Source organism: Commensalibacter sp. A3DC, from assembly GCF_047307945.1.
Classification (GTDB): Bacteria; Pseudomonadota; Alphaproteobacteria; order Acetobacterales; family Acetobacteraceae; genus Commensalibacter; species Commensalibacter melissae.
The window spans coordinates 1-16,414 of sequence record NZ_JAXOQA010000018.1; the positions used below are offsets into that span (position 1 = coordinate 1).

At 38.2% G+C, this 16,414-nt stretch carries 14 protein-coding genes; 6 read left to right on the plus strand and 8 right to left on the minus strand.

The features are described from left to right. The first annotated feature begins 502 nt into the window (after positions 1-502). Both gap and U0839_RS03470 read left to right on the plus strand, forming a co-directional pair. Complete coding sequence (gene gap / locus U0839_RS03465) at positions 503-1,528, plus strand: type I glyceraldehyde-3-phosphate dehydrogenase (RefSeq protein ID WP_155565859.1); 1,026 nt, start codon at positions 503-505, stop codon at positions 1,526-1,528. After that, positions 1,528-2,754 carry a phosphoglycerate kinase gene (locus tag U0839_RS03470; RefSeq protein ID WP_413550084.1) on the plus strand — a complete coding sequence of 409 codons (1,227 nt, stop codon included), beginning with the start codon at positions 1,528-1,530 and terminating at the stop codon, positions 2,752-2,754. Before gap ends, U0839_RS03470 begins: the two co-directional genes overlap by 1 nt. 298 nt (positions 2,755-3,052) lie before the next feature. On the opposite strand, the gene U0839_RS03475 is transcribed toward U0839_RS03470, so the two are convergent. The 5 genes from U0839_RS03475 to dapF all read right to left on the minus strand — a co-directional run bounded on the left by U0839_RS03475 (position 3,053) and on the right by dapF (position 8,130). Further along, on the minus strand, positions 3,053-4,153 hold the full coding sequence (locus U0839_RS03475; RefSeq protein WP_413550085.1) for a peptidoglycan-binding protein: 1,101 nt from the start codon (positions 4,151-4,153) through the stop codon (positions 3,053-3,055). Positions 4,154-4,158: 5 nt separating this feature from the next. After that, complete coding sequence (locus U0839_RS03480; protein ID WP_155565862.1) at positions 4,159-4,749, minus strand: LIC_12616 family protein; 591 nt, start codon at positions 4,747-4,749, stop codon at positions 4,159-4,161. Between the two features lie 340 nt (positions 4,750-5,089). Next, positions 5,090-6,046 (minus strand): signal recognition particle-docking protein FtsY, encoded by a 957-nt coding sequence (ftsY, locus tag U0839_RS03485; protein WP_155565863.1) that lies wholly within the window; start codon positions 6,044-6,046, stop codon positions 5,090-5,092. Beyond that, on the minus strand, positions 6,047-7,309 hold the full coding sequence (mtaB, locus tag U0839_RS03490; RefSeq protein WP_155567256.1) for a tRNA (N(6)-L-threonylcarbamoyladenosine(37)-C(2))-methylthiotransferase MtaB: 1,263 nt from the start codon (positions 7,307-7,309) through the stop codon (positions 6,047-6,049). Next, positions 7,306-8,130: a diaminopimelate epimerase gene (gene dapF, locus U0839_RS03495; RefSeq protein ID WP_155567257.1), complete on the minus strand. Its 825-nt coding sequence runs from the start codon at positions 8,128-8,130 to the stop codon at positions 7,306-7,308. The genes mtaB and dapF overlap by 4 nt, the downstream gene beginning before the upstream one ends. Before the next feature lie 80 nt (positions 8,131-8,210). On the opposite strand from dapF, the gene U0839_RS03500 reads away from it, so the two are divergent. The 3 genes from U0839_RS03500 to U0839_RS03510 all read left to right on the plus strand — a co-directional run bounded on the left by U0839_RS03500 (position 8,211) and on the right by U0839_RS03510 (position 11,819). Continuing rightward, positions 8,211-8,846 carry a class I SAM-dependent methyltransferase gene (locus U0839_RS03500; protein WP_155565866.1) on the plus strand — a complete coding sequence of 212 codons (636 nt, stop codon included), beginning with the start codon at positions 8,211-8,213 and terminating at the stop codon, positions 8,844-8,846. Between the two features lie 31 nt (positions 8,847-8,877). Further along, positions 8,878-9,669: a DODA-type extradiol aromatic ring-opening family dioxygenase gene (locus tag U0839_RS03505; protein WP_155565867.1), complete on the plus strand. Its 792-nt coding sequence runs from the start codon at positions 8,878-8,880 to the stop codon at positions 9,667-9,669. A 386-nt stretch (positions 9,670-10,055) separates the two neighbouring features. Continuing rightward, on the plus strand, positions 10,056-11,819 hold the full coding sequence (locus tag U0839_RS03510; protein ID WP_413550088.1) for a DEAD/DEAH box helicase: 1,764 nt from the start codon (positions 10,056-10,058) through the stop codon (positions 11,817-11,819). Positions 11,820-11,868: 49 nt separating this feature from the next. Here the strand turns inward: U0839_RS03510 and U0839_RS03515 are convergent, their stop codons facing one another. Next, positions 11,869-12,465: a hypothetical protein gene (locus U0839_RS03515; RefSeq protein ID WP_155569568.1), complete on the minus strand. Its 597-nt coding sequence runs from the start codon at positions 12,463-12,465 to the stop codon at positions 11,869-11,871. 180 nt (positions 12,466-12,645) lie between these two features. After that, positions 12,646-13,650: a threonine-phosphate decarboxylase CobD gene (gene cobD, locus U0839_RS03520; protein WP_155565870.1), complete on the minus strand. Its 1,005-nt coding sequence runs from the start codon at positions 13,648-13,650 to the stop codon at positions 12,646-12,648. A gap of 143 nt (positions 13,651-13,793) precedes the next feature. Here cobD and cbiB point away from each other — a divergent pair, with 143 nt between their 5' ends. After that, on the plus strand, positions 13,794-14,744 hold the full coding sequence (gene cbiB / locus U0839_RS03525) for an adenosylcobinamide-phosphate synthase CbiB (protein ID WP_413550090.1): 951 nt from the start codon (positions 13,794-13,796) through the stop codon (positions 14,742-14,744). 212 nt (positions 14,745-14,956) lie between these two features. On the opposite strand, the gene U0839_RS03530 is transcribed toward cbiB, so the two are convergent. Next, a complete protein-coding gene (locus U0839_RS03530; protein ID WP_196424878.1) occupies positions 14,957-16,402 on the minus strand; it encodes a cobyric acid synthase in 1,446 nt (481 codons plus the stop codon). Between the last annotated feature and the right edge of the window lie 12 nt (positions 16,403-16,414).

The following is a 16,414-nucleotide window of genomic DNA, read 5'->3' on the forward strand; positions in this document are numbered from 1 at the left end:
CCAGCTTACAAGAACTTAATAAAAAAAAACCACTTAATAACAAGGAAACATAACGCAAATGACTGATCATAAAATTGACTTAAAGTGCAAAGTTGGAAAAGAACGCTAACAATCTCAATTAAACCTTAATAATTGATTTTACAATATAAAGAAATCCTTTACCCTTATATTTCTATTATTCAATAATCGAATTTATTCAATTACCCGAAATAAACCGTAAACTAAGACTGCTATTGACATGAAAGTTTCATTAAAAAAATTTGATCCTACACTTGATTCATATAAAAGATTGATAATCCTGTGCAATCACAACCTCATTTAGCATATTGTTAAAAAAGCTAACAAAAGATCAAATTTGTGGTAAATTATTAAGATTAATATTCACGTTATCAAAAAAACGTGATTAAATAGAGTTAAAGACGAAGAAAAGTTTTTATATTAATTTTCACAAGACGATTCGCCTTGGAAAATCTTTTTAACCTTAAAGGGAGATTTAACTATCATGGCTATTAAACTTGCAATTAACGGTTTTGGACGTATTGGTCGCTTGGTACTACGCAGCATCATTGAAACCGAACGCACTGATGCGGAAGTCGTATTGATTAACGACCTTGGCAGCCCAGAGGCCAATGCTCACCTTCTCCGTTATGATACGGTTCACGGTCGTCTTCCTGCAGATGTTAAAGTCGAAAATAATACAATGACCATTACAACACGTAATGGACGTAAAATTGGCCCAATCAAAATTACAGCCGAAGCAGATCCAACAAAACTTCCATTACAAGGTGTTGATGTTGCAATGGAATGCACAGGACGTTTCACAAGCAAGGAGGCCGCAAGTGCATTGCTTCAGGCTGGTGCCCGTAAGGTTCTTGTTTCCGCCCCCGCAAAAAATGTTGATGCAACCATTGTTTACGGTGTTAACCACAAAATTATCAATGGCAACATGACTGTCATTTCCAATGCATCATGTACCACAAACTGTCTTGCTCCTATCGCAAAGGTTCTTCAGGATACAGTCGGAATTGAACGGGGCAGCATGTTGACCATCCACTCTTACACAGGTGATCAACGCACGGTTGACACATTACATAAAGATCTCCATCGTGCCCGTGCCGCTGCACAAAACATCATTCCGACAACAACTGGTGCCGCAAAAGCCGTTGCATTGGTTATTCCCGAATTAAAAGGAAAACTGGATGGAATTGCCATTCGCGTTCCAACCCCTAATGTTTCTTATGTTGCTTTGGACTTTGTTCCAACCAAAACACCCGCTTCTGTTGAAGAGTTAAATGCCTATTTCAAAAAAGCGGCCGAAGGCGAGCTAAAGGGTATTCTTGGCTATAATGATGAACCACTCGTAAGTTCCGATTTCAACCATTGCTTTAACTCCTCAACCTTTGATGCAACACAAACCGGATTTATTGACAATGGTAAATTGATCCGTGTTGCTGGCTGGTATGATAATGAATGGGGTTTCTCAACCCGTATGACTGATACAGCTGTTGCCCTTGGGAATGCAAAATAATGGTTGAACAGAAAACTTTCAAAACCCTTGATGATCTTGATTGCAAAGGTAAGAAAGTTCTCTTGCGCGGGGATCTGAATGTCCCCATGCATGATGGCAGAATTACCGATACAACGCGTCTGGATCGTTTGGTCCCCACCATCAAGGAACTGGTTAAAAAAGGTGCAAAGGTTATTCTGTGCAGCCATTTTGCCCGTCCAAAAGGCAAGGTGGTTCCAGAAATGTCTCTAAAACCAGTCGGTGAAGCTTTATCCAATATCTTAAAACAGCCTGTGGCTTTTGCTGATAATTGTGTTGGCCCTGATGCCCAGAAAGCTGTCACGTCAATGAAAGACGGTGATATTCTCTTACTTGAAAACACCCGCTTTCATGCTGGTGAAGAAAAGAATGATCCAGCGCTTTCTAGAGAGCTTGCTTCTTTGGCAGACGTTTATGTTGATGACGCTTTTTCAGCCTCCCATCGTGCCCATGCATCAACCGAGGGTGTTACCAAATTCCTGCCTTCATTTGCAGGTCGTCTAATGGAGGCTGAATTAAATGCATTGAATGCCGCCCTGGAACATCCTGACCGTCCAGTTGGTGCCATTATCGGCGGGTCAAAGATTTCCACAAAGCTTGATTTGCTTTCCAATATGATCAATAAGGTTGATGTATTGATTATTGGTGGGGCTATGGCCAATACCTTTCTTGCCGCTCAAGGTGTCAAGACTGGTAAATCCCTGCAGGAAGCCGACATGCATGAAACAGCTCGTGACATCATGGAAAAGGCAAAAGAACAAAATTGTAAAATTCTATTACCTGTAGATGTTGTTGTGGCCGCTGAATTAAAAAATAATCCAGCGACACAAACTGTTGATGTCCATGCCGTTCCCGATAACCAAATGATTTTGGATGTTGGGCCAAAAACGGTGAAATTACTTAACAAGTATCTAGCTGAGCTCAAGACCTTGGTATGGAACGGGCCTTTGGGTGCTTTTGAATTCACACCTTTTGATAAGGCAACCAATGAAGTGGCTCAAGAAGCTGCCAAATTAACCAAGGCTGGCAAGCTTAAAAGTATTGCTGGCGGCGGTGATACGGTTTCTGCCTTAAAACATGCTGGCGTTATCAATGAAATGTCTTATGTTTCAACCGCTGGTGGCGCATTTCTTGAATGGCTGGAAGGTAAAGCTCTTCCAGGTATTGTCGCCCTAACAACATTAGCTCAAGAAACAATGCCTTTATAGGTTTTTTAAAAAAACTTTTGAAACAAAAAAGGCTGATTTTTCAGTCTTTTTTGTTTTTCTACTTGAAATATGACAATCATATTCCCGATGAATTTTTTAATATCAATAGCAGTTTTATATTTTTCATAAGTATAAGTATAGGTTTTATAACTATCAACATCTGTTAAACCTCTATGAAAATTATGCCATTTTAACATAACAAAAATATTTTGTTTTCCATGAATTGGAAAAAATGGAAATATAAATAATCCTAAAATAATTTTTGCGATCTTGTTAACTGAAATCTTTTTACTTAAATCTATTGACTAGCCTTGGTTAACCCCAAATAATCTGCCAAACGATTAAATGCATTCAATCTTGCCTGATAACCATTTTGGCCTCCATTAACTTTACGTGTTACGGCCTTGACTGTAGCATCTGCTGAAATTGCAAGATCATGAACATTTGCAATATCAAACCAGTAAACAAATGCTGTCTCCACAGCATATTCATAATGATTTCTATCTGCAACCAAATCAGGATTGTTTAATAAATTATTAATATCATCGGGAAATTCTTGATGATGATAATCCTGCATTCTTCTATACAGATTTTTGCCTGTTATTTGAAGAAACCCCCTGCCTCTATATCTATATCCATCGCCACTTGCCTCATCACCATTCCCCATACGATCAGCATATACATAGTTACCTAATGCTTGTGGATGATGAGCATAATGAGAAGTTTGTGTCCACAATTTATCTCTTCGGACTCTTATTTTTTTGCATAATTTTTTTTTACACATCCGTAATGCTTGGTAACCAAATTTATCGCGCATTGCACTTACACGGTAATTTAAATTTTCCGCTATTGGTTGAAGTCCACTTTCAGCAGATATCTGAGATAGGAAATAAGCAATTTCCCGCTTATCTGTCATATTAAAATGATTGGCATTTCTATTAAGGTAAGGCAATGCAGTAGCGTTAACTCCATTCTTTCCTTTACCTGATGGATTTACAGCATCCAGCATACCAATCGTTATAATTTGAGGATAAACGGCATTTTTTGTTGCCTCACTTGCGAAGCCCTTTTGCTTTTCTCCTTCTTTTTGCCAGGGTTGAATAGATGACAGTTTCCTTTCAGCATGATTTATTGCAAGCGAGGTTGAAGAATCTTGGGTCAGCAAACCCGTAAAATTATTCAAGTATATTGAAGTTTTTTTACCGGGTGTTATAACACCATCAGGATGTGTATAAAATTTACTCTGAAATTCAATGATTGCCTTTTTTGTAAGCGGACCACATATTCCATCAACATCGACATATGATGCCCCATGCCGTTTGAGTAACGACTGTACAATTATAACATCTTGACGGTTATTTACAGCATTACGCCCAACCGAATGACGAATGTTACGCATTTTAATTACTCATTGAATCCATTGACATTCATAATGATTTCTTTGGCACTGCCTTCACAAACTCCAAATTCTGGATGATATTCAAAATAAACATCAACCGAGCAAACATCCTCATATTGATCTTCCGCATTGACAAATGAACTTTCTATGGTTACTTCATCGCTATAAAGAGGAAAAAATGGCGCTTTATATTGCTCAAACTGATCACTTGCCCAGGAATCATTAAATCTGACTATAAACGACTTGGCCATTTGCAGTGCTGGAACATATTCGTTTCCGACGAACATCAGGGTCATTGTAATCTGCGATCTTGACCTGAAAATCTTATGACACCCCCGATAATAGCTTTCATTACTTGAAAGACGGTTTTCATCAACGATATTCATGAGTATATAGGGTGCTTTGGGGGTTGAAACTCGATTACCGCGACCTTGTATAATCGTTAATTCAGTTCCTTTAATAGGGATAGCCTTTTTTATGAATTTTCCTACCAAATTATACATTTCTTTATAACTTAAAGTGTATAATTCTGGAAATTCTCCATCTTTGGGAGCAACAACCATGACTTTGACATGTTTATTATCCTTTTTACTCATAGAATTAAGGCTTTCTTAAATTTTTTGTTTTGGAAATTAATTGGAATATTGATGCTATTGTTTTGGCATCTATTGAAAAAATTCTATTGATAAAAAACAAAAAACGACCTACTATCAAGGTCGCTTCATCAAGCTATACTAATACTAACTTACTAAAATAATCTCAAAATCTGACAGAAAATTCAATAATGTTTGACTGTTTGTATCAATTTTTTTAGATATATTTAAGTGGCTTTTGCAAATATAAACTATAAATTCGCAACTTTGTTTTCAAACATTATGGAGCCATCAACGATATCCCTATAAAACCATTTATTATAGAAATAATCAAAATAATAGCTCAGTTATCAATATTAACTTCTGTAGTGGAAAGTTGAACTGTATCTCCCACCAATCCCTTGGCGAATTCTTCTGCAGAAAAATCGCGAAGATCTTCCGCCTTTTCACCAACTCCTACTGCATGGATTGGCAACTTAAATTTTTCAGCCAAGGCAATGACAATACCTCCTCGTGCTGTACCATCCAATTTGGTAATGATTAATCCACTAACATCAACCATCTCCTTAAAGATACGAACCTGTTCAATTGCATTTTGACCTGTTGTGGCATCCAAAACCAATAAAACAGAATGCGGCGCCGTTTCATCAAATTTACGCATGACACGAATGATTTTGGCAAGCTCCTCCATCAGGGCACTTTTATTATGCAAACGACCTGCCGTATCAATCAACAGCAAATCTGTTTTCTCATTTTTTGCACGTTTCAGGGCTTCAAAAGCTAGACCCGCCGCATCTGCCTGCGGTTTTCCTGATATAACCGATACACCAACCCGATCACCCCACACTTGCAATTGTTCCACTGCTGCCACACGAAAAGTATCCCCGGCAACCATCATCACCTTAAGCCCCTGATCAGTAAAAAACTGTCCCATTTTTCCAATCGTTGTCGTTTTTCCTGTCCCGTTTACGCCAACCATCAAAACAACATGGGGTTTCAAATCAGGATTGGGCTGAAATGGTACGGCAACTGGTTTTAGAATCTTGGAAATTTCTTCTGCAAGGGCCTGTTTTATTTCCTGATCCGTAACTTCCGAACCGAACCGGGTCTTACGAAAGGATTCAATAACATTTTCCGCTACTTCTGGGCCGAAATCAGCAGAAATTAGAATATCCTCCAATTGTTCAAGTGATTCATCATCCAATCGTCGTTTTGTAAAAACAGATGTTAAGTTGTTTCCCAATTTTTGCGTTGAACGGGAAAGCCCCTGTTTAAGACGAGAAAAAAAACCAAGCGCCATTTATATTCTTTCTACTATAATACCATCAGAATTACCCGAAATTACACGGGCTGAAATAATTTCACCGGGAGTTGCCTCCTTACCTGTTAAGGTTGCTGCGGAAAATTGTTCACTGTGACCACGATCAACCGTTTCCATCAAGATGGAAACCGTTTTATTAACAAAACATTCATGATATGAACTGGCTATTTTTGCACCCAAATTTCGCAACCGGGCCGCACGCTCTTTCCTTACGGAAACTGCAACGGCTGGCATCTGGGCCGCAGGTGTGCCCTTTCTTTCACTATAGGGAAAAACATGAAGATAGGGAATGGCAACTGTCTTTAGAAAATCGTATGTCTCCTGAAAATACGATTCATCCTCCGTCGGAAAACCTGCAATAATATCGGCACTTAGTCCGATATCAGGGCGTATTGAACGAAGTTGTTCAACCAATGATCCAACATCTTTGGTTTGATGACGTCTCTTCATCCGTTTTAATATCATGTCGGAACCTGCCTGAAGCGACAAATGAAGATGGGGCATAAAACGAGATTCGCTGGCCATTAAATCCCACAAAACCGGATCCATACCAATTGGATCAATTGATGATAATCTTAACCTTTTTAATTCCGGAACATCTTTTAGAATAGCCTTACACAGATCCCCCAACCTTCCTTTATGTTTCAGATCCCTTCCCCATGAAGCGATATCAACTCCTGTAAGAACAATCTCATTGTATTGCTGTTGGGTCAAAGCTTTTACCTGATCAACCACTCCCTTAACAGAAACAGACCGGGAAGGTCCCCGCCCAAAAGGAATAACGCAAAAAGTACAACGGTGATCGCATCCCTGCTGAATTTGAACAAAAGCCCTAGTCCGACCGGTAAAATCAGTTACAATCCGTCCCACGGTATTTTTCACCGTCATGATATCGGAAACCTGATTTCCTTGAGATAAAGCTGCCTCTGTCCAATTTTCCCCCTTTAACTTGTCTTCATTCCCCAATATTTGCTTCACACCCGGTAATGACGACCATTGTTCAGGATTGATTTGTGCGGCACAACCCGTGACGATAATACGTTTTTCACCATCTTTTCGGTGTAGCCGACGAATTGCCTGTTTTGCCTGCCGTTCTGCCTCAGCTGTCACGGCACAGGTATTGACAATAACGACATTGTCAAGTTGCTCGGCATGCTGGCTCATTACCTCACTTTCATAACGGTTAAGCCTGCATCCAAAGGTAATGATCTGCGGTTTTTCCTTTTGGGTCTTTGACGTCATAAAGGGTAATGATCCAAATTAAATTGCCCGGTAAAAGAAAAATGAACAGGACCTGTCATCAATACATCATTAGAGGCTTCATCCCATTCAACAATCAAATTCCCACCATCCATTCTTACCTCGCAATAACGATCAGCCAAACCTCGCCGAACCGCATTCACAACAGAAGCACATGCACCGGAACCACAAGCCAGTGTTAACCCTGCCCCGCGTTCCCAAACACGAACCCGCATGTTTTGACGATCCAGCATCTGTACAAACCCTATATTTGCCCCTTCCGGAAACAAGGGGTCTTTTTCCAGAACCTGACCGCAAAATACAGGATCGACCGTAGATAAGTCCTCAACGAAAAATGTTACATGGGGATTTCCCATAGAAACCGCTGCCGGTTCCCCGGATAATGGCAAATATAAACTATCAACATCACGTTGTAGTGGAATATCACGCCAATTCATTTTTGGCTGTCCCATATTTACTTTTACTGTAAAAGCATCAATGACCTCGGTTGGCAGTAACCCAGCGCTGGTTTGTAAGGTAAAATTCTTACGTTGAAATTTATCATGCAACCATGCCGTGACACAGCGTGAACCGTTTCCACAGGCACCTGCCTCATCTCCGCCAGGATTGAAAAAACGAACATAAACATCGGCTTTTTTATCTCTTGGAGCAGATAATATAATCAACTGGTCACAGCCAATCCCATAACGACGATCACATAATTCGGCAATACGATTATTATTTAGCTGAATTCTGTTGACAGAATTATCGATAATGACAAAATCATTACCGATACCATGCATTTTACTAAAAGAAATATCCATTATTATTCTAACGTAACTATTGGTACTTAACTTGACTTAATTTATCAATGTAACACAAAAAACGCCAATTTTTTATGCCCATGACCGAATTAAACGATTTCCATCCCCATTCTTTTGATATTGCTGGTACAGAAAATGATCTTGAATATTATACGCACCATAAACCTGTACCTCTTATCGACCAAGGGGGATATAAAACTATTGAAGCCTTATATCATACTCTCATACAAAAAGGCGATACCATCCTCGACCTAATGTGTGGATCAAACAGTCATATTCCCGCGAATGTTCCATACCAAAATTTAATCGGTATTGATATCGATAACAATGCCTTACAACAAAATCATCAATTAACAAAAAAAATTCTTCAGGACATTAACCAAAATTTATCCCTTCCTTTACAAGATAACAGTGTCGATTATATTTGTCTGTGCTCAGTCATTGAATATTTGCGAAATCCTTTCGCTATTCTTGAGGAATGCTATCGGATATTAAAACCCCGAGGCAGAATAATCTTTTCTTTTTCCCCCCGATATTTAGCGACCCGCACTATTGCCTTATGGCAGGCACTTGATAACGGGGAGCGCCAGCGCTTTATCAAAATTCTTCTGAAACGATCAGGATTCAACAATTTCGATCAGGGAGAAGTTCACCCACCCGATAATCAGCCTCTCTGGAAAAGCAGCATATATAGTGTTGTTGCCAGTAAAATTTAATTTATGCTAATCATATTGGAATAAATCTGTAATGCGTCAACCTGCTTGTTATCTTCCCCATGGGGGCGGTCCGTGTTTTTTTATGGATGATCCTTATAATATATGGACCAATATGGGTGATTTTCTACATAAATTCCCTAAAACATTACCTAAAAAACCAGATGCCATCGTTGTCATTGCGGCTCATTGGGAAAGCGATCCGATCAAAATCCACCATCACCAAAATCCATCCTTGTATTATGATTATTATGACTTTCCCGAACATACTTATCAATTACAATATCCAGCATCAGGATATCCGCTTCTTGCCGAACAAATCCATACCCTTTTAACAGAACAGCATATTCAAAGTGAATTTGAAGAAAAAAGAGGATGGGATCATAGTGTTTTTATTCCCTTAAAAGTCATGTTTCCTGATGCCGATATTCCAATTGTGGAAATATCGCTACATAATAACCTTGATCCGGCATACCATTTTAATATCGGTCGGGCCCTTTATCCGCTACGCAATAAAAATATTTTAATTATGGGAAGTGGGATGAGCTATCATAACCTGCCCTTTTTATTTTCTGGTCAAGGCACCAGAGAGGCATATGCTTTTGATAACTGGTTAACCGATGTCATTTCCCTTCCCGCTTGTGATGATCGTGATAGATTATTGATTGAATGGGAAAAAACCGCCGGCGCACATTCGGCTCATCCACGTGCAGAACATCTTCTACCCTTGATGGCGGTTTCTGGCGCAGCAAGACAAGATCATGGAAAATGTATATTTAAAGATATAATTTTACATAAACCAATTTCTGCTTACCAATTTGGTTGATTATTATCAAAACAGAAAATATTCTCTTAATCATGCTTTAGTTTTTAACATATTCTACAGTATTAAATAATACTGACATTAATTTTCTTTTTTTATAAAAATTGTTTCATGATAATACAAAATAAATCCTTAAATATTTATTTTTAAGTTTGAAAAAATTTGTATTTAGAATATTTTATAAATATTGTAGATATGTTTTAACCCAATAAATATTGATAAACCGCTTTATGATATTATATCAACCTTGAATGTATCTGATAATAACCCCCATTTCACTCATTCTGTTTTTACAATTTCCCACAAAACCTTCATTTATTTAACAAAATCCACTTTGTTATATAGTTGATTTTTTGTTTAGATTTATAACCTACGTTTCGGATTCCTATATGCCATTTACTCAAATTCATTCCTCCCTTGCAAAAGCTATAGAAAATAAAGGCTATACAGCCTTGACTGCTGTTCAACAGGCTGTTCTTGAACAACAGAATAATGAACAAGATTTACTTGTATCTGCTCAAACCGGTTCAGGTAAAACCGTGGCTTATGGAATTGCCATGGCAACAACATTACTTGCTAATAAAGATCAGTTTGCCGCTGCAAAATTACCGCTAGCCCTGATTATCGCTCCCACTCGCGAATTAGCGTTACAAGTTCACCAAGAATTATCCTGGCTATATACAAATACCAAGGCCAAGATTGTAACCTGTATTGGCGGAATGAATGTTCGTAAAGAAGCTTATGCACTGGAAAAAGGCTGTCATATCGTTGTGGGAACACCCGGACGACTTTGTGATCACGTACGGCATAATCATCTTGATCTGTCTGGCCTGGACACAATTGTTCTTGATGAGGCAGATGAAATGTTGGACTTGGGTTTTCGTGATGAACTGGAGGAATTATTATCCGCATGTCCATCAAATCATAGAACCCTGCTTTTTTCTGCAACCATTGACAAAGATATTGAAAACCTGGCCCGACGATATCAGAAAAAAGCATTGAGAATTAATACAGTTCCCACCAATCAGCATAGAGACATTGAATATCACGCTTCTTTGATTCACCCAAAGGAGGTTGATAACGCCGTTATTAATTATTTACGTTTTATTGACAGCCCCACAGCAATGGTTTTCTGTGCCACCCGAGAACTCGTTCGTCATATGCAATCAACTTTGATTGAACGGGGCTTTTCATGTGTTGCCCTTTCTGGCGATCTTGGACAGGAAGAACGAAATCATGCCATTAAAAGTCTTCGTTCTGGTCAAATACGAGTCTGTGTTGCCACTGATGTCGCTGCCCGTGGTTTGGATCTACCCACTCTGGATCTTGTCATTCATGCTAGCCTTCCAACCAATTCCGCCACCTTATTGCATCGTTCAGGAAGGACTGGACGTGCCGGAAGAAAAGGTCGGTGCGTGTTAATTGTTCCTTCAAATCAACGCAATCGTGCCGAACGCCTATTGGCTCACGCTAAAGTAACAGCAAGTTGGGAAAACCCGCCTGATATGATGGCCATCCGTGAAAAGGATAACCAGCGTCTTCTTTCCAATCCTGCACTTTTAAACAGCAAGGATATTATGGAAGAAGATCAACCTTTGATTCAGCAGTTGATTGAACAGTTCAATCTTAATGAACTTGCGAATGCTGTCATTTCATTTTATCGTTCAATTATTCCTAATCCCGAGGAAATTACAAACATATCCCTGCAGAAACAGCGCTCCGCCCCTTACAATAAGGAAAATAGAAGACAAAAATCATCAGAAAAATACGCATTTACAAACGGGGTCTGGTATGAAATTCCAGTTGGTCGAAATGAAAAAGCAGATCCTAAATGGCTTATTCCAACCATTTGCAAATCTGGTAATATCCAGAAAAAAGATATTGGAAATATTCGTATTTTTGATAACGCCACAAAATTCGAGATTTCCTCGGAAAAAAAAGATATTTTTAACAAAAATATTGCAAATGACAAATCCGTAAACATTTACCAAACGTCAGCCCCGTCTATTGGGGAAGGTGATAAAAAACCGGATTACAGGCGCAAAAGAAAAAATGGGTCGGATTTAAAAAAAACAAGAACCAGAAAGAAAACCGATTTTAAATACAAAGATAAATCGGGTCCATCATCTTCATCAAGAAAACGCAAAAAATAAATAAAGGGGCTTATGCCCCTTTACCAAATTCGTGTCACAAATTAAAAATTTAATTTGAAAATGGATGTGTCAAATCATGTATATCCTGTTTTGTATTATTTTTTAAATCTTTCCATTCCTGACGTCTTTGTTCCTGACGATATTTCATTTCTCTTCTGGGTTCATTCAGACGATCCTTGAAATCCTGCTTTTGTTGATCCCAGCGTGCTCTCTGATCCCTTTGATAATCCCTATAACGGTCCATACGTTCCTGTGCTTCTCTTTTGGGTCCATTCAGACGATCCTTGAAATCCTGTCTTTGTTGATCCCAGCGTGCTCTCTGATCCCTTTGATAATCCCTATAACGATCCATACGTTCCTGCGCTTCTCTTTTGGGCCCATTCAGACGATCCTTGAAATCCTGTCTTTGTTGATCCCAGCGTGCTCTCTGATCCCTTTGATAATCCCTATAACGATCCATACGTTCCTGGTTTTGCTGCATACGATCGCGAATTGCCTGATTATGCTGTGTAACACGGTTATGAAAATTATCTTCCTTTTGTTGCAAATTCTGTATTACATCCTGAGCATGAACCTGAGAGACCAAATTCCCCATCATAAATACACTTAAAAAACTTGCAGAGATAATTAAACGTTTTGACAACATTTTCTTTCCTTCTTTATGAATCTAATCATCTTAAATCAAAACAAAATTCGGGCTATATTAAGGCATTAATGTAACAATAAATATCATAAACAGCTCCTGAACTGAATGAAACGAAAGGATGAAAAGTTATTAAATACCATCAAACTGATCCATGGCAGATGTTACATGTTTATTGTCATTTCACGAAATTGACAATAAAACCGCTTCCAACCTTTGCCAATCTGCTTGCCTGTATAACAATCCAAAACGCAACCAATTGGGATTATAATCAAATTTGCGTACCCAAATCCCATGAGAGGCCAAATGTTTCCATATATCATTCGCAGACCGATGATAAAATAAGCGAAATAAAAGCGTCCCACCCACAAGATTAAAGGAATGACTTTGCAAAAAAGCATCCAGACGTTTTTGTTGAATTCTCAATTTTTTTTCAGTTTCAATTTTCCACAAACCATCTTGTAAGGCCTCAGCAGCTATATGCAAGGCGGGTCCATTTACAGGCCATAAACCAAGCATATATCGTATTTTTTGAATAATTTCAGGTGAAGCCAGCAAAAATCCAACCCTTAACCCAGCCAAACCAAAAGTCTTTCCAAAAGATCGCAATACCAACAATCCTGGTGAAGGTAATAAATAAGCCATACTCTGCCCTGAAAAATCCATATAAGCTTCATCAAGGATAAGATGATTACCGGATGCACTCCATTTTTTTATCAAAGACTCTAATCTGGCCATATCAATTTTTCGACCATCTGGATTATTTGGATTACAAATAACCCCCACTACATTTTTTTGGGGGCAAAGCGTCTCAAAATCTTCAAAATTAACGACCCGTGTTACTTTTACCCCAGCCTGCCACCAAGATGAAATATACTCTTCATAGGTTGGATATAAAACATAAACCTCTTTTGCATTAAGCACAGTCGGCATTAACGATATCAAGATTTGGGTACCGGGCGCAAGCGCAACACAAGATTTATTCTTGCAACCATAATAGTCTGCAGCAACCTGCCGCAAATTTTCTTCATGAGAATAAGAGGGCAATTTTTCATATAAAGATATATCTAAAGAGGGAAGTGGATAGCTGTAAGGGTTAATTCCTGTTGATAAATCCAGCCATGATCCCGTAACCTCCGGAAAAAGCTTTTTCGCTTGGTCAAGGTTCCCCCCATGTTGAATATTCATATATTTATCTATATCCACTTTATTTAATTTATAGTTAAAACCATCTAAATTATGAAAATATCAATAAATCCACATGGCAGATTATGACAATTTAAATGATAAAGATTTTAAACATATTTTACAGAAAACGTAATATTGAAATCATGATTATTGCGCTCATGATTGACATGATATGGGGCGATCCAGAGAAAATTTATAAAAAAATTCCGCATCCGATATGTTACGTTGGAAAATTAATCCACTTTCTGGAACTTAAGCTCAATAAAAAAAATAAAAATGCAAATATTCAAAAAAGAAATGGTTTCATCACTTTATTTTTTAACTTTCTAGTCCCGGGATTAATAGCCCATCTTTTCCAAAAATTCGTGTTTGCCTTTTTTCGTCCGTATTTAGCAACTTTTTTATCAGGGATTTTTGGCAGTATTTTCATTGCACATCGCTCACTTTACGAACATGTTCACGCAGTTAGGGAAAAAATTGATCAAAATGATCTGGCAGGTGCTCGTATTGCGTTGAGTCACATTGTTGGAAGAAAAACAGATAATCTCAATATGTCGGAAATCTGTTGTGCAACCATTGAAAGTTTGGCTGAAAATTTTTCGGATGGTGTAATCTCTCCTGTTTTTTGGGGATATATTGGGGGATTACCCGGGCTACTTGTTTTTAAATCAATTAATACTGCAGATAGCATGATCGGGCATTTAACAGAACAATATCGGAATTTCGGCTACGCTTCAGCCAAAATGGATGATTACATGAACCTTGTTCCAGCACGACTATCCGCCCTTCTGATTTTACTTACAAATCCTAAAAAATTATTCCATAATCTAAAACCCGTTTGTAAAGATGCGCGAAAACACAATTCACCCAACGCTGGATGGCCAGAAGCAGCCATGGCTTACACTCTTAATATTCAGTTATTATGCCCACGCCACTATAAAGACCATATTGTTGAATCCCCACGAATAGGCCGAGAACGTAGTCAATTATATTCCGAGGATATTTGTAAAGCCTGTAAAATTTATTATTATGCAAGTTTTATAAAATTAGTTGTTTTAATAGCATTATACAAAATAATGACATATTTTAAATAAATAATAAAGGATTTTATATTGCTAAATTATAATTACATATGATATAAATGCTCAGGTTTTTTAGAAAAAATAATTATATTGATATTTTATATTTATTAAATCGATAAAACCCTACTTGCAGAGATTATTATAATCTCTCAAACCACCTAGCTACTTAACTTTATACTTAACCTTCTCAAATATTTGAGGAGGTTCTTTTTATACGATAATAGTTATAACAACGAAATTAAATTGTCAACTAAAATATTATCATTTATGAAATTCGCCCAATTATTCATCACCGAATCAAGCTGTTGTTCATACAATATTCCATCTCCTGACGAACCGAAATATGACAATAAATAATCCCTTACTTCATCACAATGAAAAATTCCGTGAAGATAGGTTCCAATCACTTGCCCATTGTCAGATATGGCTCCCTCAACCCGAGAATCATCCAAATAGGCAAAAGGCTTGTAGGTGCCATGATGTTTTGTCTGCCCTACATGCATTTCATAGCCTTCGCAGTCAATATCTTTTAAAGCCAAATGACCTGTAACCGCCTCTAATTTTTTTTCTGAGGACAGAATCGTATCACTTTTAAAAAAACCCAACCCCTTTATCCGATCATTACTCGATTCTTCAATGCCCAAAGGATCGAGAATCTGTTGTCCCAACATTTGATAGCCGCCACAAATTCCAAAAACATATCCCCCTCTCCTGACATGCGCCTTTATATCGATATCCCAACCAGTTTGATATAGAGCATTCAAATCTGAAATAGTATTTTTCGATCCGGGAATAATTATCACTTTGGTAAAAGCCGGGACAACTGATCCCGGAGAAATAAATTCAAGCAGAATATGCGGCTCATTTTTCAGAGGATCAAAATCATCAAAATTTGCAATATTTGGCAACAATAAAACAGAAATATGCAACTTGCCATATTGATATGATGATTTATCTGCTTTTAAGTCTGCGGCATCCTCAGCAGGCAATTTTCTCAATTCATCAAAAAAAGGCAACAAACCGCAATTTTTCCACCCTGTCTTATGGCTTATCCATTCCATTGTTTCCGTAAATAGGAAGGGATCCCCACGCATTTTGTTTACGATAAACCCTTTAACCAATTTTAAATCATTTGGCGATAAAATTTTATGCGTTCCAATCAAGCTGGCAATAACACCACCGCGATCAATATCCCCAATTAATATAACAGGTGCTTTCACAGCCTGAGCAAACCCCATATTGGCAATATCATTTTTCCGTAAATTTATTTCAGAGGCGGATCCAGCCCCCTCGATTAATATGATATCTGCTTTCCGTTTTAATAAATTAAAGCTTTCAATAACATAATCCAATAATTGCGGCTTGATTTCCTGATATTCCCTTGCCGATGCCTGCCCCCATATTTTGCCCTGAACAACTATCTGTGACCCTTGAACATTATGCGGCTTAAGCAAAACCGGATTCATATGAACAACAGGATCAACCCTACAAGCAAAAGCTTGCAAAGCCTGCGCCCGTCCAATCTCACCCCCGTCTACCGTTACCGCCGCATTGTTCGACATATTCTGTGGTTTAAAAGGTAAGACATTATATCCTTTATTTGTCAGGGCCCTTGCAATTCCAGCAACCAGAACCGATTTTCCCACGCTTGAACCTGTTCCCTGAAACATCAGGATTTTAGC